Origin of the sequence: Rhizobium rosettiformans W3 (genome assembly GCF_004912135.1) — a bacterium.
GTDB classification, from domain to species: Bacteria; Pseudomonadota; Alphaproteobacteria; order Rhizobiales; family Rhizobiaceae; genus Allorhizobium; species Allorhizobium rosettiformans.
In genome coordinates, this window is sequence record NZ_STGU01000002.1 from 1 (window position 1) to 24,599 (window position 24,599).

Below are 24,599 nucleotides of genomic sequence, written 5' to 3' on the forward strand. Positions count from 1 at the left end.
TTTCCCAAGGACCTGAAGACCATCGAGGATCGCGACCTGCCGCAGTTGGCGCGCGAGGTCCGTGACGAGATGATCGACGCGGTGTCGAAGACGGGTGGACATCTCGGCGCCGGCCTCGGCGTCGTCGAGCTGACGATTGCGATCCACAAGGTCTTCGAGACGCCGGATGACCGGCTGATTTTCGATGTCGGCCACCAGTGCTATCCGCACAAGATCCTGACCGGCCGCCGCGAGCGTATCCGCACGCTGCGCCAGGAAGACGGCCTGTCCGGCTTCACCAAGCGCGCCGAGAGCGAATACGACCCCTTCGGTGCCGCCCATTCCTCGACCTCGATTTCCGCCGGCCTCGGCATGGCGGTCGCAGCCGAGCTTTCAAAGTCGGACCGCAAGGTGATCGCCGTCATCGGCGACGGCGCCATGTCGGCCGGCATGGCCTATGAAGCCCTCAACAACGCCGGTGCGCTCGATGCCCGCCTGATCGTCATCTTGAACGACAACGACATGTCGATCGCGCCGCCGACGGGTGCCATGAGCGCCTATCTCGCACGCCTTGCCTCCGGCCGGACCTATATGGGCTTCCGTGAATTCGGCAAGAAACTGACCGCCTATCTCGGCAAGGGTTTTGACCGCGCGATCACACGCGCCGTCGAGCACGCCCGTGGCTACGTCACCGGCGGCACCATGTTCGAGGAACTCGGCTTCTACCATATCGGCCCGATCGACGGTCATTCCTTCGACCATCTCCTGCCCGTGCTGCGCAATGTGCGCGACAACCAGAAGGGCCCGGTGCTGATCCATGTGGTGACGCAGAAGGGCAAGGGCTATCCGCCGGCAGAAGCCGCAGCCGACAAGTATCACGGCGTCAACAAGTTCGACGTCATCACCGGCACCCAGGCCAAGGCCAAGCCGAATGCCCCGGCCTACACCTCCGTTTTCGCCGAGGCTCTCGTCGAGGAAGCCCGCCACGACGAGAAGATCGTCGGCATAACCGCGGCCATGCCCTCGGGCACCGGCCTCGACAAGTTGCAGAACCTGTTTCCCGAACGCACCTTTGACGTCGGCATCGCCGAACAGCATGCGGTGACCTTCGCAGCCGGGCTTGCCGCCGAAGGTTACAAGCCCTTCTGCGCGCTCTATTCGACCTTCCTGCAGCGCGGTTATGACCAGGTCGTCCACGACGTCGGCATCCAGAAGCTGCCGGTCCGTTTTCCCATCGACCGCGCCGGCTTCGTCGGCGCCGATGGCCCGACCCATGCCGGTTCCTTCGACACCGGCTTCCTCGCAGCTCTTCCGGGCTTCGTGGTGATGGCCGCCGCGGACGAAGCGGAGCTGAAGCACATGGTCCGCACCGCCGCCGCCTATGACGAAGGCCCGATCTCCTTCCGCTATCCGCGCGGCGAAGGCGTGGGCGTTCCCCTGCCGGATCGCGGCGACATTCTCGAGATCGGCAAGGGCCGTATCGTCAAGCAGGGCTCGAAAGTCGCACTCCTCTCCTTCGGCACGCGCCTGGCCGACTGTCTGCTCGCTGCCGAAGACCTGGATGCCGCAGGCCTCTCGACCACGGTTGCCGATGCCCGCTTCGCCAAACCCTTGGATCACGACCTCATCCGCCAGCTCGCCCGTCACCACCAGGTGGTGGTGACAGTCGAAGAAGGCGCCGTCGGCGGCTTCGGCAGCCAGGTCGTGCATTTCCTCGTCAATGAAGGCCTGCTCGACAACGGCCTCAAGGTCCGCTCGCTGGTGCTTCCCGATGTCTGGATGGACCAGGCCAAGCCCGAAGTGATGTACGCCAAGGCAGGACTGGATGCCGCCGGCATCCTAAAGACGGTGTTTGCGGCGTTGGGGCAGGACGTGCCGGGTGTCATTGCGGCGGGCTGAGGCAGGTTGACACTGCGCCGAGGATGATGGATTATACGTAAATCCGTATAAATCTTACAGGTGCCCGGTGGAACGTCTCGAGTACGATAACATCTTTGACGCCATGGCAGAGAGCCCGGCGGAAGCTGCGGATCTCCAGTTTCGCGCCGATCTGGTGTTGACCCTCCGCAAGTTGCTTGAGGAAAGAAAGCTGCGGCAGGCAGAGATGGCAGAGGCGCTTGGCGTGTCTCAACCGCGGATTAGCGAACTGATGCGCGGCAAGATCGAGCTCTTCTCCGCCGACAAACTGATTGGTCTGCTTGCGCGCCTGAATGTACGGCTTCGGCCGTCTGTCGACGCGGATGGCCGGGTTGTTTGTGAGGTCGTTCAGGCGGCCTAAGGCTTTGCTCTCAGCATCTGCAGCATGAGCTTGTATCGCTCAGCAGCCGTTTTCATGGCATGTCTGTCAACGCTGTTGGTGGTCTTGGTAAAGGCGTGCAGGATGTAGACCGTCTCCGCGAACTTGGCGCAGTAGATCGTACGATAAGCATTGGGTGCATTCTCGATCAGTTCTATGGCGCCCGGGCCGACCGTCTCGGTCAGATGCTTCCAGCGTGAAAACGGCGGTTCACCCCGCTGCACTGCCTGAAGGTCGGTGCCGAACTGTCGCTGGATCTCCCTTGGCAGATCGAGAAAGGCGCGTTTGGCCGCTTCGTTGACAAAGACGAACTTCTTCATGCGTCCACCCAGCCGCGCAATCCAAATAGACTTCAGGTTGCATTTCCGCATATCCGCGTAGAAACGGCAAGTCCGCCCCGCTCTGGACTTCCCCCGATCCCCCCGCTAGACCGGAGCCTCATCAGCAGACCCTCATACGGGTTCTGGAGGCTTCATGCAGACGGCTCACACCACGGATATCGCACCGGACGTCGCGCCCGATTGGGCGGCGATTGCGGTCGTCATTCTGGGTGTCACGGCCTTTGCGGTGGGGCAGGGGCTCACCTATCCGTTGATCTCGCTGATCCTCGAAAGCCGGGGTGTCTCCTCCAGCATGGCGGGCTTGAACGCCTCCGTCTTTGCGCTCGGCCTCGCCTCCTCGACGCTTCTGATCGGCAGGCTGACGCAGGTGGTGCGCGGCGACAGGCTGATTGTCGCCTCGCTGTGCGGCGTCTCCCTCTGTCTTGCCACCTTCTCCGCCTTCGACAGTCTCACCGTCTGGTTCATTGCCCGCTTCCTGCTCGGCTTCTGCACCAGCATAATCTACACAGTGTCCGAAGCCTGGCTGAACACCGCCTGTCCAGACCGCCTGCGCGGCCGCGTCTCGGGTGCCTATAGTGCGGGAATGTGTGCGGGCTTTGCCGCCGGGCCGCTTGCCATTCCGCTTGTCGGCATTGAGGACGGTTTTGCCTTCGCCATGACGGCGGCCTATGTCGCGCTCGTCGCCTTTGCCTCTGTCATGCTCGGCCGCTATGCCAAGACCAAGCCGGAAGCCTCGCAAGCCGGCGGGCTCCTGACCTTCGTCAGGCTCGCCCCCGTGCTGACGCTGATGGTCGTCGCCTTCGGCTTTTCGGATATCGCGGCGATCTCGATGATCCCGCTCTATTTCGTCGAGCGTGGCTACAGCCAGAATTTCGCGGCCTTCGTCGTCACCATGGTGGCGCTGCCGACGGCGCTGGCCCAGCCTTTCGTCGGCTGGCTCCTGGATCGCCTGTCGCGGCCCGTGATCGCTGTTTGCGGCTCGCTGGTCACGGCTGTTGCCTTCCTGGCGCTGCCCTTGATGACGTCGCAGGCAGCCCTGCTGATCACCATCTCGATCCTCGGGGCCGCGAGCTTCTCGCTCTATACGGCGGCCCTCACGTTGCTCGGCGAACGCTTTCGCGGCGGCCTGCTGGTCTCGGGCGCTGCCGTCTTTGCACTCGCTTATGCCATTGGCAGTGCCGCCGGCTCCGGCAGCACGGGCCTCACCATGGATCTCGTCTCGGTCGATGCCGGCCCGGTCTTCGTTGGCCTGCTGATGCTGGGCTTCACCGGCTTCTTCGCCGTGAATCTCATCCGTCTTCGCGCCGCGAAGGGCTGAGCTCATGCTCGAGACATCCCCGCCCGAGATCTTCGATTGCCAGACCTGTGGCGCCTGCTGCGCCTATTCTGCTGACTGGCCGCGCTTTTCCATGGAAAGCGACGAGGAAATCGCCGCCATCCCCGAAGCGATGATCGCCAGGGACGAAAGCGGGATGAAGTTCGAGAACGGTCGCTGTGCGGCCCTCACGGGAGAGGTCGGCAAGCATGTCGGCTGCGCCGTCTATCTCGTGCGCCCGCATGTCTGTCGAACTTGCATGCCCGGTGACGAGGAATGCAAGATCGCCCGCGCCGAGTTCGGCTTTCCGATCGAAGTCTTGCCGGAACCGGAGGCCTACGAGGCCTGACACGTCAGGGAATGGTGATCGTCACCTGGTCGGACGGCAATTCGCCGCCGATTTCAGCCGTTTGCGTCTTCTTGTCATAGACGCAGATCGAGCTGACGATTGCATCCGTCCCGACGGCCTTGCCGGTCAGGATGGCCACGCCATAGTTCTCCGTCCCGAAGGGATCGACAACCACTTTCGGCTGCTCAATGCGGCCTTCGGCGAGCGCTGTGCATTTGGCTGCAACATCCTTGGCGAATTCCTCCCAGGCGTCATCGGAAGAGGCGAGTGCCGCAAAGCCGGTGGGCAGGCTCAGCAGGACGGAGGCAAGGACGAGGCGGGGAAAACGGGACATGGCGAACCTTTGCGTGACGGGCAGGGTGCAGGCAAGATCGGGCGCAAACCGACTGCCTTCAAGTCCAAAAACGGAAGACATTTCTTTCGCCGACAGGCCGGATTTTGGAAGGGCAACGGTTGCCTGAGCGATGTTCCGCACCTATGTTCCCGTCACCTGCCAAAACGCAATCCATTTGCCAAAAGGAGATCTCACATGGCCTTCGAATTGCCCGCCCTCCCGTACGCTTACGACTCGCTGGCACCGTTCATGTCGGCTGAAACGCTCGAGTTTCACCACGACAAGCACCACCAGGCCTATGTGACGAACGGCAACAACCTCCTGAAGGCTTCCGGCCTCGAAGGCCTGTCGCTCGAAGAAGTCGTTAAGCAGTCCTATGGCAAGAATGCCGGCCTCTTCAACAATGCCGGCCAGCACTACAACCACATCCATTTCTGGAACTGGATGAAGAAGGACGGCGGCGGCACCAAGCTGCCTGGCAAGCTGCAGGCTGCGATCGACAGCGACCTCGGCGGCTACGACAAGTTCAAGGCCGATTTCGTCGCAGCCGGCACCACGCAGTTCGGCTCCGGCTGGGCCTGGCTCTCCGTTAAGGACGGCAAGCTCGAAATCTCCAAGACCCCGAACGGCGAGAACCCGCTGGTCCACGGCGCGTCCCCGATCCTCGGCGTCGACGTCTGGGAACACTCCTACTACATCGACTACCGCAACGCGCGCCCGAAGTATCTCGAAGCCTTCGTCGACAGCCTGATCAACTGGGACTACGTGCTCGAAATGTACGAAGCCGCAACGAAGTAAGCGGCTCCGCCACTTCATGAGTTTGAACGCCCGGTGCCCAGCGCCGGGCGTTTTGCTTTGCAGCAACATTTGGTCCAACGGTTCTAAGCAGTGGAACCATCGCGCGTCGCTCACGTTTCTTGGGCAAGATCCCGAAACAAGAAAAGGAGCCGACCATGGCGACGTCCAACCTGCAGGCAGAACTGCGTGAACTGCGCGAACAGATGACCGAGTTGAAGGATGTCATCGGCCGCCAGGCCTCGCGCACCGGCTATGATGCGCGCCACCGCGCAGCCGAAGCATGGCATGGTGCCGCCCGTGCGGCAGGCACGGTTGCCGATTATGCCCGTGACGGTGCAGACAGCGTGGCCGGCGTCGCCCGCCGCCATCCGGCCGCCACCTCCACGGCACTCATCACGCTCGGCATCATCGGCGGTGTCATCGGTTATCTCGTTGCCACCTCGACGCCGGCACGTGACAACCGCTGGCGCTGGCACTGAGGTCGCCGCATGGTGAAGGTGACCTATCACGTCGTCGCTCACGACGAGGGCTATGCCTACCGACTGGGTGACGTCTATTCAGAGCCCTATCCGACACATGAGGAAGCGCTTGCCGCCGCAAGGCAGGCAGCCGGGGCTCAGCAACTCGCAGATGGCGATGCCGAAATCAGCTGGCAGGACGCCGAAGGCGAGTGGCATCACGAACATGCGGACGGTGCGGACCGCCCCATGACGGACGTCGTCGACGATGTCGAGGACGACCGGTAGCCTGACTGTTTTGAGTCCAGGCAAAAGGGAAGCCCGTGGCGCGAGCCACGGGCTTTCTTAATTGAGGCCACTTCTGCGGCGTATGTCAGAACTCGGTCCAGTCCTGTCTCGCCGGTTCGGCGACAGCCGCCGACCCCATGCCGAAGGCGCGACCGAGCTTGCCTGCAAGCGCGCGTGCAGGCGAGGGGGCCGGGCTATCAACGGATGATGCCGCAGTTGGCAGGCGGCTGGCCGGCTGATGAACTGGCGCTGACGAAACTGTCCGATGCTGGCCGGCGGTCCGTGTCTGCGCGGCATCACCCTGGCCCAGGCGGAACTGGGCAAGCAGCGTATTGAGCGAATCCGCTTCCGCCGCAAGCGTATGCGACGCTGCCGTCTGCTCTTCGACCATGGCAGCGTTCTGCTGTGTGCCCTGATCCATCGCCGTCACGGCAAGATTGATCTCCTGCAGACCGGTCGACTGCTCGCGGGCCGCGACCACGATCGCACCGACATGATGACTGATCTCCTGCACGGCGCTGACGATCTTCTCGAGTTCCACGCCGGTTTCGCCGACAAGCGCAACGCCGTTGCCGACCTGCGCGGTCGACCGCGAGATGAGCGACTTGATCTCCTTGGCGGCATTTGCCGAGCGCTGCGCCAGTTCACGCACTTCCTGTGCGACGACGGCGAAGCCCTTGCCGGCCTCGCCCGCGCGGGCCGCCTCGACGCCGGCATTCAGCGCCAGAAGGTTCGTCTGGAAGGCGATATCCTCGATCACGCCGATGATGCTGGAAATCGACTGCGAGGACTGCTCGATCTCGGTCATTGCGGAGACCGCATTGCGCACGACCTCGCCGGATCGCTCGGCGCCGGAACGGGTGCTTTCGACCAGCTGGCCGACATCTTCGGCGCGCTTGGCGGTATCGCGCACGGTCTTGGTCACCTGTTCGACGGCGGCTGCGGTTTCCTCGACGGAGGCCGCTTGCTGTTCGGTGCGTCGGGCAAGGTCATCGGCGGAGGCGCGAATTTCGGCAGCACCCGCATGGATGGCATGCGCGTTGGCGCCGACGGTTCTCAGAGCCGCGTGCAGCTTCTCGAGCGAATCGTTGAAGTTGCCGCGCAGGCTGTCGAGATGGGCCGCAAACGGCTTCTCCAACCGGAAGACCACGTCGCCATCGGAGAGTGCGGCGAGACCCTTGGCCAGTTCGGTCATGGCAAAGCGCACTTCCTCAGCCTCCCGGGCCTTCTCGGCCTCGGCCTTCTGGCGATCCGCCTCGGCCTGTTCGCGCATCGTGCGACGTTCCTCGGCCATGCGGGCGCTGTCGATCGCTGCGTCCTTGAACACCAGCACGGCCTTCGCCATGCGGCCGACTTCATCCCCACGGTCAACGGCCGGCACTTCCACGGCATGATCGCCGGCGGCAAGACGGCTCATCGCATTGGTCATGCCGGTGATCGGCGTGACGATCGAGCGGGCAAGCAACCAGATCAGGCCGACGGCAAAGACGCCCGCGACGCCAGCGCCAAGCACCAGCGCCATTTCAAGCGCGAAATGCGCGCCGTCCACACGGGCGCGGGTCGCCGCCGTTTCAGCGGCAAGTGCAGTCTTGATGTCGGCGGCGGCAGCTCGGAAGGCATCGAGAGCGCCAGCTGCGCCAGAGGCGCCGATGGTAGCGATCTCTTCGAGAGAGGTCTGGCCGGCCTTGCGGGCGGCAATCTGCGGATCCGCGACTTCGGCTGCATAGGTCTGAGCGGCCGCGCGCATGGCATCCAGGCGCGCCAGGAGGGCACTGTCACCGGCCGCCAATGTCCGGGCTTCGGTGATCGCAGCATCGAGCGCCTGCCGCTCGGTGGTGACGGCGGCAAGCGTGCTTTCGCTGCCGAACAGCAGATAGCCGCGCTCGTTGGCTGCCTGCTCGGCCATAGCGGTTTTTGCGGCATCGACGAGAGTGACGATGCGCTGGGCGCGGTCCTGGTCGATCAATGCGGTCTTGGCCGTATAGGCCTGGACGAAGACCACGACGGAGGCCAGGAAGCATCCGGCCATGATGGTGCAAAAGGTAAGGATCAGCTTCTTGCTGAGAGAAAGGTTCTTGAGAAACATGTCTGGACTTTCGGGCGCGCGAAGAGGGCAGGGACAGCCGGAGAGACGGCGTCGCACTGCTGCGGTGACATGATCCGTTCGGGCGTTTGCGTCTCCATCATGGAGCGCTCAGGGGGACACCGGAAGCGACCGATCGCGGCGATCCTGTCGGAAACGATTTTACAAGCCGTTACCGCGACAAGGCAGAATTGTCGCAGTCGGACGATTTAGTCGCAGTTGCGACCGTTACTCGGCATCCTGCATGGCCACCTTGTTCGACACGACGAGCAGGATGTGGAGATCCTGTTCCGGGTAGTAGTCCTTGGCGCGCATCTCGAAGGTGGTCGGGCCGGTCTTCTTCACCCCTTGGCCGCAGAAGCTGACGATCGTTTCGGTGTTCAGCTTGTCGACGGTCAGGCGAAAATCGCCGATCGGCCCAAACCAGTTGTTGCCGGTGGTGAGGATGTAGGAGAGCCACTGTTCGAAATAGTAGATCCCGGCATCGGGGTTCTGCCTCTTTTCGAGCTTGATCGCGGCGTTAAGGAAAGCGTTGTCGGCGCAGTAGCGCTTCTGGACCTCTGAAAAATACTCCGTCGGCTTTCCATCCCAGACAAAGCTGAGACCCGAAATGCCGCCGACGCTTGGCTTGTATCTGTGCTCGACCGCAACATCGGCACCGGCCGGGAAGGTCGTCTCCCACCAGTAGATCGATTCGAGTTCCCAGACCGGCGCGTATTCGGGCTGCACGTCGCTGCCCGACCCGGCATTGATGTCGACGATCAGCCCCTTGGCGAGCCAATCCTCGATGACATCAGGCTGAAGCGTCTTCAGCGCCTCCGTCGTTTCCCCCGCGAGCGGTTGAAGCGGGATCTCCTGGTCTTCCACCTCGGTGGTGAAATCGATGCCACGCACCAGCACCCGCTGCTGCAGGTTCGGCTCGATCTCCTCGCCGTCCTGCGTCACGGAAAAGTCCATGAAGTTGTCGCTCTGTTCGTCCGGCACCGCCGACATGATCTCGACCGGGCCGCCGATCTTCGGCATGGGGAAGGCGACGATGGTGCTGACCGCCTTGTCGCTGGTGTTGCGATAGAGGTATTTCACCTCCACTTTTTCCGGCGAGATATAGAGATCCTCCCGCGCCATGGTGATCTCGTCGCTGCGGGTAAAGACCAGGCCGCCGGCCTCCAGCGTCGCCATCGTGTCATTGGCCAGTACGGATGTCGTGGCAAGCGCCGGCAAGGCGCACGCGAGCAGCAGTCTCGGCAGTGTCGTCACGGTCCAAATCCCCCGGAACCTGAAACAGAAAATGCCACCTTAGCGGTGGCATTCCGATTCTTGAACGACGCTTTCTGGGTGTTATGCGCGGGCCGGCAGAAGCGGGTAGCCGGCAAGCACGGCACGCGCTGCAAGCGTGGCAATCGTCGCCTTGACCAGGTCGCCCGGAATGAAGGCGAGCGAGCCGAGGACCACCTTGTCGAAAGGCGTGCCGGCAACGACCGACAGCCACGGCATGCCGCAGAGATAGACGACGCCGATGCCGCCGACGACGGAGGCGATGAAGAAGCCGGCCATCTGCCTGGCCGCCGACTGGCCTTCGCGCACGAGCTTTTCGGCGAGGAAGCCGGTGACGAAGGTGCCGATGATCCAGCCGAAGATATAGCCGCCCGTCGGGCCCATCAGCACGTTGAGGCCACCACGACCACCGGAGAGAACCGGCAGACCAACGGCGACGAGCACCACGAGCAGCGCATAGGCGGCCGCACCGCGCTTGGCGCCGATGATGCAGCCGGCAAGCATGACGCCCATGGACTGGGCGGTAATCGGGACCGGCAGCAACGGGATCGGCACGGGCGGAATGAAGCCCAGGACGATGATGATGGCGGTGAAGAGGGCGGAAAGGACGATGTCTCTGGTGGTCATGCAAGGGGTCCCCGGTAACTTTGAGGGTTTTAGTGACCCCTAATCCCCCGCGCGTCAATCGCCTCGGCGATCCGGTCCGCATCCTTCAACGTCGAAATGATCAGCGGGCCCAGCATGCGCGACAGCCTGACCGGGATGCCGCGCGCTGCATGCGCTTCCCTCAGCGCCTCGTAACGTGCAGCAATCTCGGGCACGAAACGTAAGACCAGCCCAAGCGCCAGCCCGAGGTCGGAAGCCTTGATCAGCCCTAGCCGCTCCAGCGGCCTGGCGAGATCCGTGATCGCGGCCATGAAGTCGGCAATGGTGGTCGAGGCCGTAACGGCAGCCGCGAGGAAAACGATGGCAACGAGCCGCAGCGTGATAACGAGCGCCTCGAGCGGCGGCAAGAGCAGCAGATTGACGGCGGCAAGAAAGGCAATGGTAAAGAGCACTGGCTTCAGCCGCCGCAGCCCTTCGCTAAGACCGACACCCGTGGAGAGATAGGCAAGGCCGGACAGGGCGAGCGCGGCGCCCAGCACCCATGGCCGGTCGACGAAATAGAGCGCGAGCCCGAAGGCCATCAGCCCTGCAAGCTTCGGCTTCACCGAAAGACGATGCAGCGGGCTTGTACCCTCGATATGCAGGCTCGTCAGCATCCGGCGATCTCCCGGTAGCGTGTGATGGCCGCTTGGCCAGCACCATCGAAGGCGAGCGCTCCCTGATCGAAGACCAGCACCCGCTCGAAATCTGCGACGAGGTCGAGATCGTGGCTGATGACAACGGCCTGTTCGGCCAGCCCCTCGATCGCGGTCTTGACGCGGGCGCGGTTTTTCAGATCCAGCTGGTTGGTGGGTTCGTCGAAGATCACCAACTCCGGACGGTTCACGCAGACGGCAGCAAGTGCCGCGAGCTGCAATTCGCCACCGGAAAGCTCATGCGGTCGCCGCGTGCCGAGATCGCCGATGCCGAACCGGTCCAGCGCCGCGTCCACCAGGCGCTCGACCTCGCCAGCGGCAAGCCCCCGCGACTTCGGCCCGAGCGCGATATCCTCGCGGATATTGGGCAAGATGATCTGGTTGCCCGGGTTCTGGAAAATGAAGCCGGTCTTCGCCCGTGCCGCTTGTTCGTCGGCAACGGTATCCAGCCCGTCCAGCGTCACCTTTCCCGACGTCGGCTTGGCAAGCCCCGCAATCAGCCGCGCAAAGCTCGTCTTGCCGGAACCGTTCAACCCGATGACGCCGATGCGCCGCTCGACGAGCGACAGCGTCAGCGGCAAGAGGGCCACGCGGTCGCCGTAACGCAGCTCGGCCTGGTCGAAACGGATATGCAAGGCGGATGGTCTCCGGGTGTCGTTGGTGATCCTATAGACCGACCGAGATCACGGTGCCAGAGACGAGTATCGGTGAGCCGAAGCAGACCAAGCTAACGCTTCGTGTCCCCGCTCTCCACAACCGTCGATTTTCCTTTATTGAACAAACCACGAACATGTCCTAGCCTCACGCCATGTCGATTCCCGTCCCCAATGCCCTTGCGCGCAAAATCTTCCTCGAACGGCAGGGCCTGTCGCGCTCGCCGACCAAGGCGCTCGGGCGTCAGGGGCTCTACGACCTGATCCATGATCTGGGCTTCGTTCAGGTCGACAGCATCCAGTGGGTCGAGCGGGCGCATCATCAGATCCTCTTTTCGCGCAACCAGACCTATCGAACGAAGGATCTTCGGCATCTCCTGGAAAAGGACCGCTTGCTCTTCGAGCACTGGACGCATGACGCCTCGGTGATCCCTTCAGCCTTCTTTCCCTATTGGAAGCACCGCTTCGTCCGCCGCGAGGCGCGCATCCGGCAGAACTGGGCGAGGTGGCAGGGGGAGGGCTTCGATCAGGCCTTCGAGGAGACCTATGCCCGCATCCGCGACCATGGCCCGGTCATGGCCCGCGACGTGAAGGCCGAGGATCACAAGTCCGGCGGCTGGTGGAACTGGCACCCCTCGAAGACGGCGCTCGAATTCCTCTGGCATACCGGCAAGCTCTCCATTGCCCGCCGCGAGGGCTTCCAGAAGGTCTATGACCTTTCCGAGCGTGTCATCCCTGCCGAACATCACGCGGCCGAAGTCGAACACGAGAGCTTTGTCGACTGGGCCTGCCGGGCGGCACTTACCCGCCTCGGCTTTGCGACCTCGGGCGAGATCGCGGCCTTCTTCGATATCGTCACGCCCGACGAGGCCAAGGGCTGGGTGACGGCCCATCGTGATGAGCTCGAGGAGCTGCAGCTCGAAACGGTCGACGGCAAGCCGCGCGCCTCCTTCGCCTTCGCCGACCACCTCGCGACCCTTCTCGACGCGCCCGAGCCGCCGGCACGCATCCGCGTACTCTCGCCCTTCGATCCCCTGATCCGCGACCGAAACCGCACCGAACGCCTCTTCGGTTTCTTTTACCGCATCGAGGTCTTCGTGCCCGAGCCGAAGCGGCAATACGGCTATTACGTCTTCCCGCTCTTGGAAGGCGACCGGCTTATCGGCCGCATCGACATGAAGGCCGAGCGCAAGGACGGCGTGCTCGATGTCCGCCGCCTCTGGCTGGAGCCGGGCGTGAAACCCTCTGCCGGCCGCATCGAAAAGCTGGAAGCCGAACTCCAGCGCGTCGCCCGCTTCGCCGGCATGGAGGCCGTACGCCTTCAGCCCGACTGGCTCGCCTGATCATCAGCAACACTGACGAGAAAGTCTCCTGGCGTGACCGACAACAGTGCCTACCGCATCGAACTCCGTGTGCCCGCCATCGACGATTACATGCGGCTACGCCTCGAATCCGGGCTGACGCCCTTCTCCCGCGAAGCCGCCGAGAAGGGCCTGCCGAACTCGATCTTCGGCGTCAGCCTGATGCTGGGCGACGAGACCGTCGGCATGGGCCGCATCATCGGCGACGGCGGCTGCTTCTTCCAGGTGACCGACATCGCCATTCTGCCCGGTCATCAGGGCAGGGGCTTTGCGAAATGGATCATGCAGGCGCTGTCGGATTTCATCGCGACACTGCCCAAGACGGCCTATGTCAGCCTCATCGCCGATGTCCCGGCCAATCGTCTCTACAGCCAGTTCGGTTTCGACGAGACGGCACCGCGGTCCGTCGGCATGGCGCGACGGGTCTTCTAGTCGCCTTGATAATCCCTTCAAATGACGTATATTGTTATTGTCAATTGAAGGGATTTAACCGTGCTTCACGCTGCTGAAAATCCTCTGGTGCCGATTCCGCGATCGCCGGGCTTTGCCGACGAAGCCGATCGCAGGCGCCTGTCGCAGACGGCGCTCAAGGCCTTTCGCCGCCTCGTCACCCACTGGGACCTCACCAGTCAGCAGTCGGCGGCTCTACTGGGCGTGTCGCTCAGCACCTGGGAGCGCTTGAAGCCGGATACTGCGACCAAGACCCTGAGCCAGGACCAGATGACCCGCATCTCCGCACTCACGGGCATCTACAAGGCGCTGCACCTACTCTTTGCCGATGCCATGGCCGATCGCTGGCCGATGCTGGAAAACAGCGGCCCGCTCTTTGATCGCCGCACGCCCGTGGCCGCGATGATCGAGGGTGGCATCCCGCATATGCTTGAAGTCCGCCGCTATCTCGATGCGGTGCGCGGAGGTCTCTGAGTGGAGGTGTCAGGCCTCCCGGTGGTGACTGTCGCTCATCCGAGGACGGTGCGGCTTGTCTCCACGGCTCGCCTTCGCGCGCCGGTGCTCGCGCCGCTGGCCGATAGCGATGACGAACTCTCTGAACTCGCGGAGATCGAGGCGGCGACCTCCAGCCGCATGCAGGCACAAGTGACGGGCATCTCAGGTCTGGCAGCCAATGAGCTCGTCTATGACGTGCCGCACGCCCATTTCATCAATGCGAGCTTCGCCTATGCCAAGCCCCGCGAGCCGAACCGCTTCAATGGCGAGACGCGTGGCGCCTGGTATGCGGCGCTCGCCGTCGAAACCTGCCTCGCCGAGATCACCTTTCACATGACGAACTTCCTCGCCCGCACCGGTGTCTTCGAGGCGGTGGCCGACTATGCCGAGATGTTCTGCAGCGTTTCCGGCGATTTTCTCGACCTGAGACCAATGCCTGCCCATCCGGCGCTGTCGGCGGACAAGGCGCGCGGCTATCCCGAGGGCAATCGCCTCGCGCTGGAAGCAAGACGGGCCGGGCTGAACGGCATCGTCTACCCGTCCGTCCGCCATCCCGGCGGCACCTGCTTTGCCATCCTGCGCCCTGCGGCGGTCCAGTCCGTGCGGCAGGGCGATGTCTGGCGGCTGATCTGGAAGGGCAGGCCGGAGCCGGTGGTCGAGGGGCCGGTCGGGTTTTGATCGTTTTCTAAGTCCTCGTGGGATGACTTTGAGCCTTTTGCCCTTCCCACAGCACCGGGTCACCCCCACCCGACGCTCCGCGTCGACCTCCCCCCTCAAGGGGGAGGTGGGTGGCCGCCGGTTGCGGCGATGACATACGTAAAGGGCGGCGGGAACCCTGCCGCAATTCCACCCTCCCCTTAAGGGGGAGGGTCGGACCGAAGGTCCGGGGTGGGGTGATCAGGCGGCTGCAAGCCGCCGCCACAACATCGATGGATCAAGGAAGACCCACAAAGCCTTAGACGATCTCCGTCGCCGCAATCCGGATTCCGAAGCCCTCAAGACCGACATAGTGGCGTTCGCGCGACGAAAACAGCCGGATCGAGGTAACGCCAAGATCCTTGAGGATCTGGGCACCCAAACCGATCTCCAGCCATTCGCTTTCGCGCGCCTGGGCTTCCGAATGATCTTCGCGATCCTGCTTGCCGCTGCGGGCTGTCGTCGAGATACCAACGCCGACAGAGCCTTCGCGCAGATAGACGATCACGCCGCGGCCCTTGTCGGCGATCCGCTTCATGATCCCGTCGATCTGCCTGTCGGTCCCGAAGACGTCCTTGCCGACATGCTCCAGATGCAGGCGCACCGGAATGTCCTCGCCATCGCGGATGTCGCCGAAGACGACGGCGAGATGTTGCATCGGATCCCAGGGCAGGGAATAGGCATAGGCCTTGGCCGGACCATAGGGCGTCTGGAGGTCGAACTTGGAGACGAGTTGGATCAGCGTCTCCTTGCGCTGGCGATAGGCGATGAGATCGGCGACCGACACCTGCTTGAGGCCATGCTTGACCGCGAAATCCGCAACCTGCTGGCCACGGGTGACGGTTCCGTCATCGTTGACGAGTTCGCAGATGACGCCGATCGGCGGCAGGCCGGCGAGCTTGCAGAGGTCGACGGCCGCTTCCGTGTGGCCGGAACGCATGAGCACACCGCCTTCGCGCGCAACGAGCGGGAAGATGTGGCCAGGGCGCACGAAATCGGAGGGGCCGACATTCGGATTGGCGAGGTTGCGCACCGTCAGCGTGCGGTCGTCGGCGGAAATCCCGGTCGTCGTCCCATGCTTGAAGTCGACGGAGACCGTGAAGGCCGTCGTATGCGCGCTGTCGTTTTCCGCAACCATGGCCGAAAGGTTCAGGCGCTTTGCCTCTTCCTTCGGCATCGGGGCGCAGACGATCCCCGAAGTGTGGCGCACGATGAAGGCCATCTTCTCCGCCGTGCAGTGGACCGCGGCGACGATCAGGTCGCCTTCGTTCTCGCGCCCGTCATCATCGGTCACGACGACGATTTCGCCGGCTTCGAAGGCGCGGATCGCCTCGACGACGCGCTTCTGGTCATAGCTCATGGGGCAAGTCCTTATCTGGTCCGGCCGTTCTGGCCGCGGTCTCTCAGGATATGATCGAGCAGGATGCAGGCGAGCATCGCTTCGCCGACGGGCACGGCGCGGATCCCGACACAAGGGTCGTGGCGGCCCTTGGTGCGCACATCGACCTCATTGCCATCGGCATCGATCGAGCGCTTTTCGGTCAGGATCGAAGACGTCGGCTTGATGGCAAAGCGCGCAACGATCGGCTCGCCGGTCGAGATCCCGCCCAGCACGCCGCCGGCATGGTTGGACAGGAAGACCCGCTTGCCATCGGCGCCGATCCGCATCTCGTCGGCATTCTCCTCGCCGGTGATTTCAGCGGCCTGGAAACCATTGCCGACTTCGACGCCCTTGACGGCGTTGATCGACATCAGACCTGCGGCGATATCCTGGTCGAGCTTGCCATAGACGGGCGCACCGATCCCGGCCGGAACACCCTCTGCGACCACTTCGATCACCGCGCCGACAGAGGAGCCGGCCTTGCGGATGCCGTCGAGATAGTCCTCGAACACGGGTACCATGGCTGCGTCAGGGCAGAAGAACGGGTTCTGGTCGACCTGCGCCCAATCCCAGTTGTCGCGATTGATCTTGTGCGTTCCGATCTGCACCAGCGCGCCGCGAATGGTCACACCAGGCATGGCAAGCCGTGCCAGCGCACCGGCCGCAACACGAGCCGCCGTCTCGCGGGCAGACGAACGTCCGCCGCCGCGATAGTCGCGGATCCCGTATTTCAGATCATAGGTGTAATCGGCATGGCCGGGGCGATAGCGCTTCGCGATCTCGCCATAGTCCTTGGAGCGCTGGTCGGTGTTCTCGATGAAGAGCGAGACGGGCGTGCCGGTCGTGATCATCGTCCCGTCTTCCTGCGGCATCACGCCGGACAAGACCTTCACGATGTCGTCCTCGCGCCGCTGCGTCACGAAACGCGACTGGCCGGGCTTACGCTTGTCCATGAAGACCTGCAGGTCCTCCTGACGGAAGCGGACGCCGGGAGGGCAGCCGTCGACGACCGCGCCGAGCGCCGGCCCGTGGCTTTCGCCCCAGGTGGTGACGCGGAAGAGGTGACCGAAGGTATTGTGCGACATGCGTGAGCTACCGTTCCATTCTCGTCCACCGGAACGTCTTCCGGCGGGCCCTGCCTTGGATGGTGTCACTCATAGAGCAAATCCGCGAAGGCTGTGAAGCGCTTTTGCGCCCGTTGCCGCCGATTTGCGACAACACAGTGTCACCGCAGGCGCGATGATCCGGAGCCCGAGGAGGCTTACGAGGCCTTGCGCTGCGGCAAGCGGTCGACGAAGCGGGTGAAGTCCTCGAAGGAAAGCGGCTTGGCGAAAGCATAACCCTGAAGATAGTCGCAGCCGAGCTGACGCAGAATGCCGGCATGCTCGTGTGTCTCCACGCCTTCCGCAACCGTTTCGATGCCGAGCGAGCGGGCGATCTCGACGATGTTGCGCACCAGGCTGCGTTCCTGCGGCTGCTGAGTCACCGGCATCACAAGCTGCCGATCGATCTTCAGCCGCTTCGGCTTGAGCTTCAACAGCGAGACGATCGAGGTATGGCCGGTGCCGAAATCGTCGATTTCGATGTCGATCCCGAGTGCCTTGATCTTCTCGATATTGTCGGATGCCAGCGTATCGCTCTCGTCGAGGAAGATGGATTCCACCAGCTCGAAGCAGATCGAACCAGGCGTGATCGCAAGCCCTGTCAGTTGGTCGATCAGATTGTCGTCATGCAGGCGCCTGGAGGAGACGTTGACGGAAATGCGCGGCACCTGCATGCCAAGCGCTGTCCAGCGCATCTGGTCCTTCAGCGCCGTCTGCAGCACCAGTTCGTCGATGCGGGCCATGACGTTCAGGTCTTCCGCCACTTTCAGGAAGTTGCCGGACGCGAGAATGCCGCGGTCGGGATGGCGCCAGCGGATGAGGGCTTCCGCACCGCAGAGCTGCATGCTCGATGCGTCGAATTGTGGCTGGTAGAAAACGACGAATTCATCCCGGTCGAGCCCGGCCAGCATGTCGTCGGCCATGCGCTTCTTGGCAACGATATTGGCCTGCAGGTCCGGCGTGAAGAACTCGTAGCAGTTTCTGCCCTTTTCCTTGGCCTGATAGAGCGCGATATCGGCATTGATCAGGACCTTGCGCGCATCCGGCGCGGGGCCATGCGCCTGGGCGATGCCGATCGACACGCCGCAGCGACAGTCGAAGCCTTCGAAGTCGAGCGGCTGGCGCATTTCCTCGATGATCTTGTTCGACAGGGTGGCGAGTTCGTCCACCGTCGTCTGGCGGCGGGCCAGAACCACGAACTCGTCGCCGCCGATACGCGCCACGAGATCACCGCGCGGCACATGCTTCATCAGGATGCGTGAGGCATGGACCAGCATCGCATCGCCCGCGGCATGGCCCAGCGTGTCGTTGATTTCCTTGAAGCGGTCGAGGTCGAGATGGAGGATCGCGAATTTGGCGGACTGACGGTCACCGCTGCGCGCCAGCGTGTCCAGCTCGAGATCGAGCTTGCGGCGGTTTGCCAGCGAGGTGAGCGGATCGTGCAGCGCGTTGAATTCGATCCGGTTCTTGGCCAGTTCCAGTTCGATGTTGCGCATGTCGGCTTCCGCCTTGGCGGTACGCAGCTGTTCGGCAAGCAGCGCATCGGCGGTCACGTCGAAGGCAATACCGATCAGCTTCTTTTTGCCGTCACGGCCGACATGCGGCTGCCCGACGGAGCGGATATAGCGTATCTCGCCGTTCTGCAGCACCACGCGCTGGGTGGTGTTGATGACCTGGTCGAGGGTGACAGCGCGCTTGGTGGCGAGCTGGATCTCGCCCCGGTCGTCGGGATGAAGGCGCGAAAGCCACACATGTTCGGGAACGGCCTTGTCGCTGAAGGGCACGCCATAGAGCTGGTGCATGCGCTCGTCCCAGATCGCGCTGCGCGTGACCGGATCGCCCTCCCAGGTGCCGCAATTGTAGGAGCCGAGAGCGAGGTCGAGACGCTGTGACGCTTCGGCAAGCTGATGCTCGCGACTGGAAAGCTCCTCGAGCGCGAGCTCAAGTTCAGCATTCTTGATGTCGCTGTTTTCCTTCGCCTTGCTGAGCGACTGGGTGACGAGGGTATCGGTCGTCACGTCGCAGACGATACCGGTAATGTTGCCGTCCAGCGTGCGTGCACCCACGGAGCGAAGATAGCGGAAGCTGTCGTCGGATAGGGGAACCCGATAATGGATGTCCCACCGGTCGGCGGACGCGGCGATGACACAGTCGAAATAAAGCTGCTCGGCGCGCCCGATATCATCCGCATGCAGCGAGGCGAACCAGTCCGCGAGCCTGTCCTCGTCTTCCGCGAGACTTTCGGGAAGACCATGCAGTCCGGCACTCCGGCTATCCCAGATCAGGGCATGGCTTGCCGTGTCGATCTCCCAGATGCCGATATTGGAGGTTTCCAGTGCCAGCTGAAAACGCTCCGACAATTCGAGCAGACGCTGCTCGCGACCCCTCAGGCGGGCAATGTTCAGATTGCGCTCGCGCAGCAGGTAAACGGCGAGAAGGACCGAGATCATCATCGCGGCGACGCCGGCAAGGACCAAAAGGCGGCTCGGAAGCAGACGGTTCATGGCTGCGTCCCAGCCGTCGTCCGGCACGCCATAAATCTGGAAGGAAAGGCCGTCTTTCGAGAATGCCATAGACACTGGCTGCTCATCGAAAAGCGAGACATCGCCGAAGACGATATCATTCCCGCTGGTCGAAGGCAGTGTCACCGCCAGCTTCGTATGATCATGATCCTCATGTTTCGGCATTCCGTCTTCCGACAGGAGCTCACCCGCATCGAAGAAGCGATCTCCATCAATCTCGAAGACGAGAGAGATCCATCCTTGATGCGCGTTCCAGGGCAGCGGAGGAACGGGAATGTCGATCGTGAAATTACGCTCCGACTGGGTAATTAAGGGAGTGAACGCCATACGTGCGGGATCGTTCAGAGCAGCAAAATGAATCGACCGGAGATGGTCGTTGTCGCGAAGAAGTCGTGAAATGGTCCGATTGAGCTCCGGGGGGGACAGCGTGTCATTGTCTGCGATGTCGTCGGCCAGACCCAGCGCAAGATCGATATCTCGGGCAATCTTTATCAGGATCTGGGACCGCAGATGGTCTATGCGGTCCAGCACTGCGTGCTCCACCCGGCCGCGTTCGCTGAGCGCCGTCTGCCGGTCGATCATGAACCCTGCGGAAACGATCAGGACGCTGAGTAAAGCGCCGCCGATCAGCCAGAGCATGCCGTTGCCCCACCTGCTATCGGCCCGCGAGTCCTTCATCAATTTACGCAAGTCTAGGTATCCCCTGATCCCGTTCCCGCTAAGTCTATGGCCCGGCGGTTAATTTAGGATTTCGGGAGACGCTGGCTTTTTTCCGTCGCTCTACTTTATCGCGGGTACACCAGTTGCTTGTGGATCACGGTAAAGAAATACAATCCAGGACTATTCACCCAAGGATAACCCGAGCGCAGCGCTTGATCCGGGGCTCCATTCGGGTCAACAATCCCATTGAAAAGTCATGATCGCGGGCGAATTCCGCCATATTCGGGAGGCTAGTTTGAAGTCGTTTTCAGCATTGATTTGGTCGAAGGTGGTTCGCATGCGTGTCGTGATATCCCTGCTTCTTGCCACGGCAAGCTTCCTCTCCCCCGTCGCCGTCCTCGCCGGCAGCGCCGATGTCGAAGCCACGATCCGTGACGTGAACATCGAAGGCATGAGCCTCGAACTTGATGACGGCAAGAGCTATGCCGTCCCGGCCGAATTCAATTTCGAGGGTCTGGAGCCGGGTCAGAAGGTCATCGTCTTCTACACGGAAGTGGACGGCAAGCGCGTCGTCGACGATCTGGAAGTCCTGCAGTGACGTGAAGCTCTGGCTGCTGATCTCAGGCAGCCCGCAGTCGCGATCAGATCCAGCCGATGCGCTTCTGGTCGCGATCGATCTTCAGAATACGGTCCTGCGGAATGTTCATCTCGCAGGCCTCGTCTTCGCCGACATCGCCGATCAGCCGGAAGCAACTGCGGATGACGCCGCCATGGCTGACGCAGACGGTCGGCATCTCCACTGATTTCAGCCAGGCACCGATCCGCCAGGACAGGATCTCGTAGCTCTCGGCATCGTCGCCGGGCGGAATGAAACCCCATTTCTGCCGTGCCCGCTCCGCCACGCGCTCCGGCGATACCCGTGCCAGTTCCGGCAGCGTCGAGCCTTCCCAGTCGCCGAAGGAGAGCTCCTTCAGCCGATCATCCATGCGGTATTGTGTGGGGTCGAGGTCCATGGCGGCACGCAGCCGCTCCATGGTGTCGCGCGTCCTGCCCAGAGGCGAGCTGACAAAATCGAAATCCCCGGCGCTGTCGCCAAGGATCTGTGCGAGCTTGCGGCCGTTTTCGCTCGCCTGCTGGCGGCCGACCTCGTTGAGGCCGATATCCTTCTGGCCCTGCATCCGCCCTTCGGCATTCCAGTCGGTCTGGCCGTGGCGGATCATGTAGATGAGCACGGCGCAGTCTCCGATGTCAGTCCTTGCCGAGAACGATGTCGGGCGCGTCGACCGACTTCATGCCGACGGTGTGATACCCGCAATCGACGTGATGGACCTCGCCCGAAACGCCGGTCGAAAGGTCGGACAGGAGATACATGCCCGACTTGCCCACCTCGTCGGTCGTGACGTTGCGCTTGAGCGGCGAGTGATACTCGTTCCACTTGAGGATATAGCGGAAGTCGCCGATGCCGGAGGCGGCAAGCGTCTTGATCGGACCCGCCGAAATCGCGTTGACGCGGATACCGCGTCCGCCCATGTCGACGGCGAGATAGCGAACAGAGGCCTCGAGCGCGGCCTTGGCGACACCCATGACGTTGTAATGCGGCATGACCTTCTCGGCGCCGTAATAGGTCAGCGTCAAAAGCGAGCCGCCATCATTCATGATCTTTTCGGCGCGGGCGGCGACCGCCGTGAACGAATAGACGGAGATGTCCATGGTGCGCGCAAAGTTGTCACGCGTCGTCTCGATGTAGCGGCCGGTCAGCTCGTCCTTGTCGGAGAAGGCAATCGCATGCACGACGAAGTCGATCTTGCCCCACTTGGCCTCGATATTGTTGAAGACGGCGTCGATGCTGTCGAGATTGGTGACGTCGCAATCCCCGGCGAGGAAGGCATCGAGTTCCTGGGCGAGCGGCTCGACACGCTTCTTCAGCGCGTCCCCCTGCCAGGTCAGAGCAATCTCTGCGCCCTGATCGCGGCAAGCCTTCGCGATGCCCCAAGCAATGGAGCGATTGTTGGCGACACCCATGATGACGCCGCGCTTGCCTGCCATAAGGCCGGAACCCTGAACCATATCGAGACCCTTTGAGACTTTCGGTGGACTTGCCTATGGCATAGGCCGTTCCGGCGTTCAAGATTGAAGCAGATCATCGAAAGGCCGACAGGGAACATTGGCTGTATACTTCAAAAATCCCTCATAAATCAGCGAGCAAGCTTCCGGCACTTGCCCGTGCGGCGTCGCAGCGCTCCGCGCAATCGGAGAATCTGGAACTCTCCGTCGCTCCTGCTGTTGGGGTCTCTTCACAGGAGGGCATGAGATGAACAAGATATCGAAGGCAGGACGACAGGCGGGTTACGCGGCCATGGCGTCCGGTGCCCTGGGCTTTGCGCTTGGAGGCTTCTTCGATGGCATTCTGCTGCACCAGATCCTGCAATGGCACCATCTCCTGAGCGGCCTGCCGCAGGCGGCGGCCGACCTGCGCTTCCTGATCCTGACCGACGGGCTCTTTCATCTCGCCATGTATCTTGTTGCGGCTCTCGGGCTGTTGTGGTTGTGGCGCGGCCGGGCGGCGGTCCTTGCGCCGGCTGCAGGCCGCCTCGGGCTCGCCTGGGGGCTGATCGGCTTCGGCTCTTGGCACATCACCGATGCACTCCTCTCCCACTGGCTTCTTGGCATTCATCGCATCCGCATGGATAGCGACATGCCGCTGGTCTGGGACATTCTCTGGCTGTGTCTCTTCGGTCTTGCGCCGGCTCTTCTGGGTGTCTGGCTCAAACGCGGGGGCAGGGGGAGCGGTTTCCATGCCGCACCGCTCGCTCTGGCAGTGATCACCGTCGCCGCGGGTGCGGTTCAGGCCTTTCCACCGGCCTCCGAGGGCCCGGTTGTCGTTCTCTTTCGATCGGGCATGGATGAGACGGGCGTGATGGCGGCGATCGCGGCCGTTGACGGATCGCTTGCGGGTCGAGACCCCTCCGGCACATTATGGGCCGTCGCTTTACCGGAAGGCGGTCCAGCAAGCAGCCTTTACGCCCATGGTGCGCTGGTGGTGAGCGGCGCCGGTTTGCCGGCGGGCTGCCTCGATTACACGCGACCGGATGAAGCCTGAAGCGCGCTCAGGACGAGATCAGATGTAAAGCCCTTCGCGCATGAGGCGCATGAGATCCGTCACCTTCTCGTCCGGCTTTTCCCACAGCATGACCCGCAGTTCTACCACAAGCGCACCGCGCCCGCCTTCGCCATTGGGAAGGCCGAGTTCGTCGATGCGGATCACCTGATCGGAATTAGACCATGCCGGAACCGTCACGGACACCATGGTGCCATCGGGACCTTCCACCTGACTTTCGCAGCCGAGCACGGCATTTTCGAGCGTGATCGGCAGCACGGTGCGGATGTCGAATTGGTCGACGAGGAAACGCTCTGCCTTGGCCACCTTGATGGTCACGGCAACATCGCCCCGCTGCAGACCCTGGAATTTGAGGCCTTGGTTCTTCAGGCGAACGACATGGCCGTCGGTCACCCCTTCGAGCGGCACGCGCACTTCGCGACCATCGTTCAGCGTGATCGGCACGGATTTCTGGTCAAGCAGATCGGTAAGCGCAACGACGGCCTCGGCAAAGATATCAGGGGCCTTTTCCGGCATCGGCGGCGGCGCACCCCGCAGGCGGCGGACCAGTGAGCTGAAGAGTTCGATCGGCGCAAGCAGCGGCGAGGCAGCAGGCTTGAGCGGCAGCCCCTCGGAAAGATCGGCCGCCTCCTGTTCGCGCCGCAGGTTCTCCGCGGCTGCAGCCGCTTCCGGACTGTCGCCGAAGATGCGGGAGACCGTTTCCTCGGTGCCGGACGCCGTCCCGCCAACCGATGCCGTTGCCCCTTGTGAGGCGCCGGCAGAGGCACCGCCTGCTGCCGCCTTCTCGGCGCCGGAGGCAGCGGTCGTCTCGGCGCTGTCGCTCGACGCGCCGGCCTGCGCCTTGGTTTTGGTCTCGGCGGCCTGATCCTTCGCGGCCTTGGCTTTTGCCGCCTGCGCGGCCTGCGCGGCATCTGCCTTGGCTTTCTCCGCCTCGGCGCGGGCGAGCTCTTCCAGCACGCGTTCGGCATTCGCCTTGGCCTGCTTCGCCTTTTCGGCTGCCTCGCGCGCTGCCTGGCGCTGCTGCATGATCGTCTGTTCGCGTTCCAAGGCTTCGACCTTCATGCGTTGTTGATCATACCGGCTGCGTTTGGCCGGATCCTTGAGCACTTCATAGGCACGGCCGATCTCAGCGAAGCGGTTATGCGCCTGCGGATCGTCCCGGTTCTGGTCCGGATGCACTGTTTTCGCCTTGGTCCGCCAGGCGGCCTTGATCTCATCTGCGCCTGCATCGCGCTTCACGCCGAGGATCGAGTAGAAATCACGCATCGAGGACACCAACACACCTCATGCGGAAGAGCCCGATCATGGCGCCCATCCGCGAAATTTTACGCCGCTCCGCGAAA

General features: G+C 62.8%; 26 protein-coding genes. 13 read left to right on the forward strand and 13 right to left on the reverse strand.

Annotated features, from left to right (window positions below):
- Both dxs and FAA86_RS03190 read left to right on the forward strand, forming a co-directional pair.
- Positions 1-1,878, forward strand: a 1,878-nt coding sequence (gene dxs, locus FAA86_RS03185; protein WP_136538344.1) for a 1-deoxy-D-xylulose-5-phosphate synthase, incomplete at its 5' end; no start/stop codon positions are given.
- Between the two features lie 67 nt (positions 1,879-1,945).
- Complete coding sequence (locus FAA86_RS03190; RefSeq protein WP_136538345.1) at positions 1,946-2,257, forward strand: helix-turn-helix domain-containing protein; 312 nt, start codon at positions 1,946-1,948, stop codon at positions 2,255-2,257.
- Here the strand turns inward: FAA86_RS03190 and FAA86_RS03195 are convergent.
- Positions 2,254-2,595 (reverse strand): type II toxin-antitoxin system RelE/ParE family toxin, encoded by a 342-nt coding sequence (locus FAA86_RS03195; protein WP_136538346.1) that lies wholly within the window; start codon positions 2,593-2,595, stop codon positions 2,254-2,256. The two genes, FAA86_RS03190 and FAA86_RS03195, sit on opposite strands and share 4 nt — an antisense overlap.
- A 154-nt stretch (positions 2,596-2,749) precedes the next feature.
- On the opposite strand from FAA86_RS03195, the gene FAA86_RS03200 reads away from it, so the two are divergent.
- Positions 2,750-3,934, forward strand: coding sequence for an MFS transporter (locus tag FAA86_RS03200; RefSeq protein ID WP_136538347.1), 1,185 nt, complete (start codon positions 2,750-2,752; stop codon positions 3,932-3,934).
- Between the two features lie 4 nt (positions 3,935-3,938).
- A complete protein-coding gene (locus FAA86_RS03205) occupies positions 3,939-4,280 on the forward strand; it encodes a YkgJ family cysteine cluster protein (protein ID WP_136538348.1) in 342 nt (113 codons plus the stop codon).
- 4 nt (positions 4,281-4,284) lie between these two features.
- On the opposite strand, the gene FAA86_RS03210 is transcribed toward FAA86_RS03205, so the two are convergent.
- Positions 4,285-4,614 (reverse strand): hypothetical protein, encoded by a 330-nt coding sequence (locus tag FAA86_RS03210; protein WP_136538349.1) that lies wholly within the window; start codon positions 4,612-4,614, stop codon positions 4,285-4,287.
- Positions 4,615-4,809: 195 nt separating this feature from the next.
- On the opposite strand from FAA86_RS03210, the gene FAA86_RS03215 reads away from it, so the two are divergent.
- From FAA86_RS03215 to FAA86_RS03225, 3 genes are all read left to right on the forward strand, one after another.
- Complete coding sequence (locus FAA86_RS03215; RefSeq protein ID WP_136538350.1) at positions 4,810-5,412, forward strand: superoxide dismutase; 603 nt, start codon at positions 4,810-4,812, stop codon at positions 5,410-5,412.
- A gap of 155 nt (positions 5,413-5,567) precedes the next feature.
- The gene (locus FAA86_RS03220; protein WP_136538351.1) at positions 5,568-5,891 is read left to right on the forward strand and encodes a hypothetical protein; all 324 of its coding nucleotides are present in this window, start codon (positions 5,568-5,570) and stop codon (positions 5,889-5,891) included.
- A 9-nt stretch (positions 5,892-5,900) separates the two neighbouring features.
- Positions 5,901-6,158, forward strand: a complete 258-nt coding sequence (locus tag FAA86_RS03225; RefSeq protein WP_136538352.1) for a DUF2188 domain-containing protein — start codon at positions 5,901-5,903, stop codon at positions 6,156-6,158.
- A gap of 85 nt (positions 6,159-6,243) precedes the next feature.
- On the opposite strand, the gene FAA86_RS03230 is transcribed toward FAA86_RS03225, so the two are convergent.
- The 5 genes from FAA86_RS03230 to FAA86_RS03250 form a co-directional block, all read right to left on the reverse strand.
- Positions 6,244-8,244 (reverse strand): methyl-accepting chemotaxis protein, encoded by a 2,001-nt coding sequence (locus FAA86_RS03230; RefSeq protein WP_136538353.1) that lies wholly within the window; start codon positions 8,242-8,244, stop codon positions 6,244-6,246.
- Between the two features lie 225 nt (positions 8,245-8,469).
- Positions 8,470-9,498: a DUF4424 domain-containing protein gene (locus FAA86_RS03235; RefSeq protein WP_246034988.1), complete on the reverse strand. Its 1,029-nt coding sequence runs from the start codon at positions 9,496-9,498 to the stop codon at positions 8,470-8,472.
- Positions 9,499-9,579: 81 nt separating this feature from the next.
- Entirely contained in the window at positions 9,580-10,143 is a 564-nt protein-coding gene (locus tag FAA86_RS03240; RefSeq protein WP_136538354.1) for a biotin transporter BioY, read from the reverse strand.
- 29 nt (positions 10,144-10,172) lie between these two features.
- Positions 10,173-10,778 (reverse strand): energy-coupling factor transporter transmembrane component T family protein, encoded by a 606-nt coding sequence (locus tag FAA86_RS03245; RefSeq protein WP_136538355.1) that lies wholly within the window; start codon positions 10,776-10,778, stop codon positions 10,173-10,175.
- A complete protein-coding gene (locus FAA86_RS03250) occupies positions 10,772-11,452 on the reverse strand; it encodes an energy-coupling factor ABC transporter ATP-binding protein (RefSeq protein ID WP_136538356.1) in 681 nt (226 codons plus the stop codon). Before FAA86_RS03250 ends, FAA86_RS03245 begins: the two co-directional genes overlap by 7 nt.
- 173 nt (positions 11,453-11,625) lie before the next feature.
- Here FAA86_RS03250 and FAA86_RS03255 point away from each other — a divergent pair, with 173 nt between their 5' ends.
- The 4 genes from FAA86_RS03255 to FAA86_RS03270 all read left to right on the forward strand — a co-directional run bounded on the left by FAA86_RS03255 (position 11,626) and on the right by FAA86_RS03270 (position 14,454).
- A complete protein-coding gene (locus FAA86_RS03255) occupies positions 11,626-12,813 on the forward strand; it encodes a winged helix-turn-helix domain-containing protein (protein ID WP_136538357.1) in 1,188 nt (395 codons plus the stop codon).
- 90 nt (positions 12,814-12,903) lie between these two features.
- Positions 12,904-13,263, forward strand: a complete 360-nt coding sequence (locus FAA86_RS03260; RefSeq protein ID WP_210309842.1) for a GNAT family N-acetyltransferase — start codon at positions 12,904-12,906, stop codon at positions 13,261-13,263.
- An 87-nt stretch (positions 13,264-13,350) separates the two neighbouring features.
- Positions 13,351-13,755 (forward strand): antitoxin Xre-like helix-turn-helix domain-containing protein, encoded by a 405-nt coding sequence (locus tag FAA86_RS03265; RefSeq protein WP_246034989.1) that lies wholly within the window; start codon positions 13,351-13,353, stop codon positions 13,753-13,755.
- The gene (locus FAA86_RS03270; protein ID WP_136538360.1) at positions 13,756-14,454 is read left to right on the forward strand and encodes an RES family NAD+ phosphorylase; all 699 of its coding nucleotides are present in this window, start codon (positions 13,756-13,758) and stop codon (positions 14,452-14,454) included. It abuts the gene before it with no gap.
- A gap of 277 nt (positions 14,455-14,731) precedes the next feature.
- Here FAA86_RS03270 and ribB read toward each other — a convergent pair whose 3' ends face one another.
- The 3 genes from ribB to FAA86_RS03285 form a co-directional block, all read right to left on the reverse strand.
- On the reverse strand, positions 14,732-15,832 hold the full coding sequence (gene ribB, locus FAA86_RS03275) for a 3,4-dihydroxy-2-butanone-4-phosphate synthase (protein ID WP_136538361.1): 1,101 nt from the start codon (positions 15,830-15,832) through the stop codon (positions 14,732-14,734).
- Between the two features lie 11 nt (positions 15,833-15,843).
- Complete coding sequence (gene aroC, locus FAA86_RS03280; RefSeq protein ID WP_136538362.1) at positions 15,844-16,938, reverse strand: chorismate synthase; 1,095 nt, start codon at positions 16,936-16,938, stop codon at positions 15,844-15,846.
- A gap of 176 nt (positions 16,939-17,114) precedes the next feature.
- Positions 17,115-20,168, reverse strand: a complete 3,054-nt coding sequence (locus tag FAA86_RS03285; RefSeq protein ID WP_136538363.1) for a putative bifunctional diguanylate cyclase/phosphodiesterase — start codon at positions 20,166-20,168, stop codon at positions 17,115-17,117.
- 307 nt (positions 20,169-20,475) lie between these two features.
- On the opposite strand from FAA86_RS03285, the gene FAA86_RS03290 reads away from it, so the two are divergent.
- Positions 20,476-20,736: a DUF1344 domain-containing protein gene (locus tag FAA86_RS03290; protein ID WP_113460690.1), complete on the forward strand. Its 261-nt coding sequence runs from the start codon at positions 20,476-20,478 to the stop codon at positions 20,734-20,736.
- Positions 20,737-20,779: 43 nt separating this feature from the next.
- Here the strand turns inward: FAA86_RS03290 and FAA86_RS03295 are convergent, their stop codons facing one another.
- Both FAA86_RS03295 and fabI read right to left on the reverse strand, forming a co-directional pair.
- Positions 20,780-21,370 carry a histidine phosphatase family protein gene (locus tag FAA86_RS03295; RefSeq protein ID WP_136538364.1) on the reverse strand — a complete coding sequence of 197 codons (591 nt, stop codon included), beginning with the start codon at positions 21,368-21,370 and terminating at the stop codon, positions 20,780-20,782.
- 16 nt (positions 21,371-21,386) lie between these two features.
- Complete coding sequence (gene fabI, locus FAA86_RS03300; RefSeq protein ID WP_113460604.1) at positions 21,387-22,205, reverse strand: enoyl-ACP reductase FabI; 819 nt, start codon at positions 22,203-22,205, stop codon at positions 21,387-21,389.
- A gap of 244 nt (positions 22,206-22,449) precedes the next feature.
- Between fabI and FAA86_RS03305 the strand changes: the two genes are divergently transcribed.
- Complete coding sequence (locus FAA86_RS03305; protein WP_136538365.1) at positions 22,450-23,238, forward strand: DUF2243 domain-containing protein; 789 nt, start codon at positions 22,450-22,452, stop codon at positions 23,236-23,238.
- A gap of 18 nt (positions 23,239-23,256) precedes the next feature.
- Here FAA86_RS03305 and FAA86_RS03310 read toward each other — a convergent pair whose 3' ends face one another.
- Positions 23,257-24,522 (reverse strand): DnaJ domain-containing protein, encoded by a 1,266-nt coding sequence (locus tag FAA86_RS03310; RefSeq protein WP_136538366.1) that lies wholly within the window; start codon positions 24,520-24,522, stop codon positions 23,257-23,259.
- Positions 24,523-24,599 lie beyond the last annotated feature (77 nt).

What these genes read in the sequence shown, in the direction of transcription:
- FAA86_RS03195 (WP_136538346.1), bottom strand. Translation starts at nt 2,595, where the DNA reads ATGAAGAAGTTCGTCTTTGTCAACGAAGCGGCCAAACGCGCCTTTCTC.
- FAA86_RS03200 (WP_136538347.1), top strand. Translation starts at nt 2,750, where the DNA reads ATGCAGACGGCTCACACCACGGATATCGCACCGGACGTCGCGCCCGAT.
- FAA86_RS03205 (WP_136538348.1), top strand. Translation starts at nt 3,939, where the DNA reads ATGCTCGAGACATCCCCGCCCGAGATCTTCGATTGCCAGACCTGTGGC.
- FAA86_RS03210 (WP_136538349.1), bottom strand. Translation starts at nt 4,614, where the DNA reads ATGTCCCGTTTTCCCCGCCTCGTCCTTGCCTCCGTCCTGCTGAGCCTG.
- FAA86_RS03215 (WP_136538350.1), top strand. Translation starts at nt 4,810, where the DNA reads ATGGCCTTCGAATTGCCCGCCCTCCCGTACGCTTACGACTCGCTGGCA.
- FAA86_RS03220 (WP_136538351.1), top strand. Translation starts at nt 5,568, where the DNA reads ATGGCGACGTCCAACCTGCAGGCAGAACTGCGTGAACTGCGCGAACAG.
- FAA86_RS03225 (WP_136538352.1), top strand. Translation starts at nt 5,901, where the DNA reads ATGGTGAAGGTGACCTATCACGTCGTCGCTCACGACGAGGGCTATGCC.
- FAA86_RS03230 (WP_136538353.1), bottom strand. Translation starts at nt 8,244, where the DNA reads ATGTTTCTCAAGAACCTTTCTCTCAGCAAGAAGCTGATCCTTACCTTT.
- FAA86_RS03240 (WP_136538354.1), bottom strand. Translation starts at nt 10,143, where the DNA reads ATGACCACCAGAGACATCGTCCTTTCCGCCCTCTTCACCGCCATCATC.
- FAA86_RS03245 (WP_136538355.1), bottom strand. Translation starts at nt 10,778, where the DNA reads ATGCTGACGAGCCTGCATATCGAGGGTACAAGCCCGCTGCATCGTCTT.
- FAA86_RS03255 (WP_136538357.1), top strand. Translation starts at nt 11,626, where the DNA reads ATGTCGATTCCCGTCCCCAATGCCCTTGCGCGCAAAATCTTCCTCGAA.
- FAA86_RS03260 (WP_210309842.1), top strand. Translation starts at nt 12,904, where the DNA reads ATGCGGCTACGCCTCGAATCCGGGCTGACGCCCTTCTCCCGCGAAGCC.
- ribB (WP_136538361.1), bottom strand. Translation starts at nt 15,832, where the DNA reads ATGAGCTATGACCAGAAGCGCGTCGTCGAGGCGATCCGCGCCTTCGAA.
- aroC (WP_136538362.1), bottom strand. Translation starts at nt 16,938, where the DNA reads ATGTCGCACAATACCTTCGGTCACCTCTTCCGCGTCACCACCTGGGGC.
- FAA86_RS03290 (WP_113460690.1), top strand. Translation starts at nt 20,476, where the DNA reads ATGCGTGTCGTGATATCCCTGCTTCTTGCCACGGCAAGCTTCCTCTCC.
- fabI (WP_113460604.1), bottom strand. Translation starts at nt 22,205, where the DNA reads ATGGTTCAGGGTTCCGGCCTTATGGCAGGCAAGCGCGGCGTCATCATG.
- FAA86_RS03305 (WP_136538365.1), top strand. Translation starts at nt 22,450, where the DNA reads ATGAACAAGATATCGAAGGCAGGACGACAGGCGGGTTACGCGGCCATG.
- FAA86_RS03310 (WP_136538366.1), bottom strand. Translation starts at nt 24,522, where the DNA reads ATGCGTGATTTCTACTCGATCCTCGGCGTGAAGCGCGATGCAGGCGCA.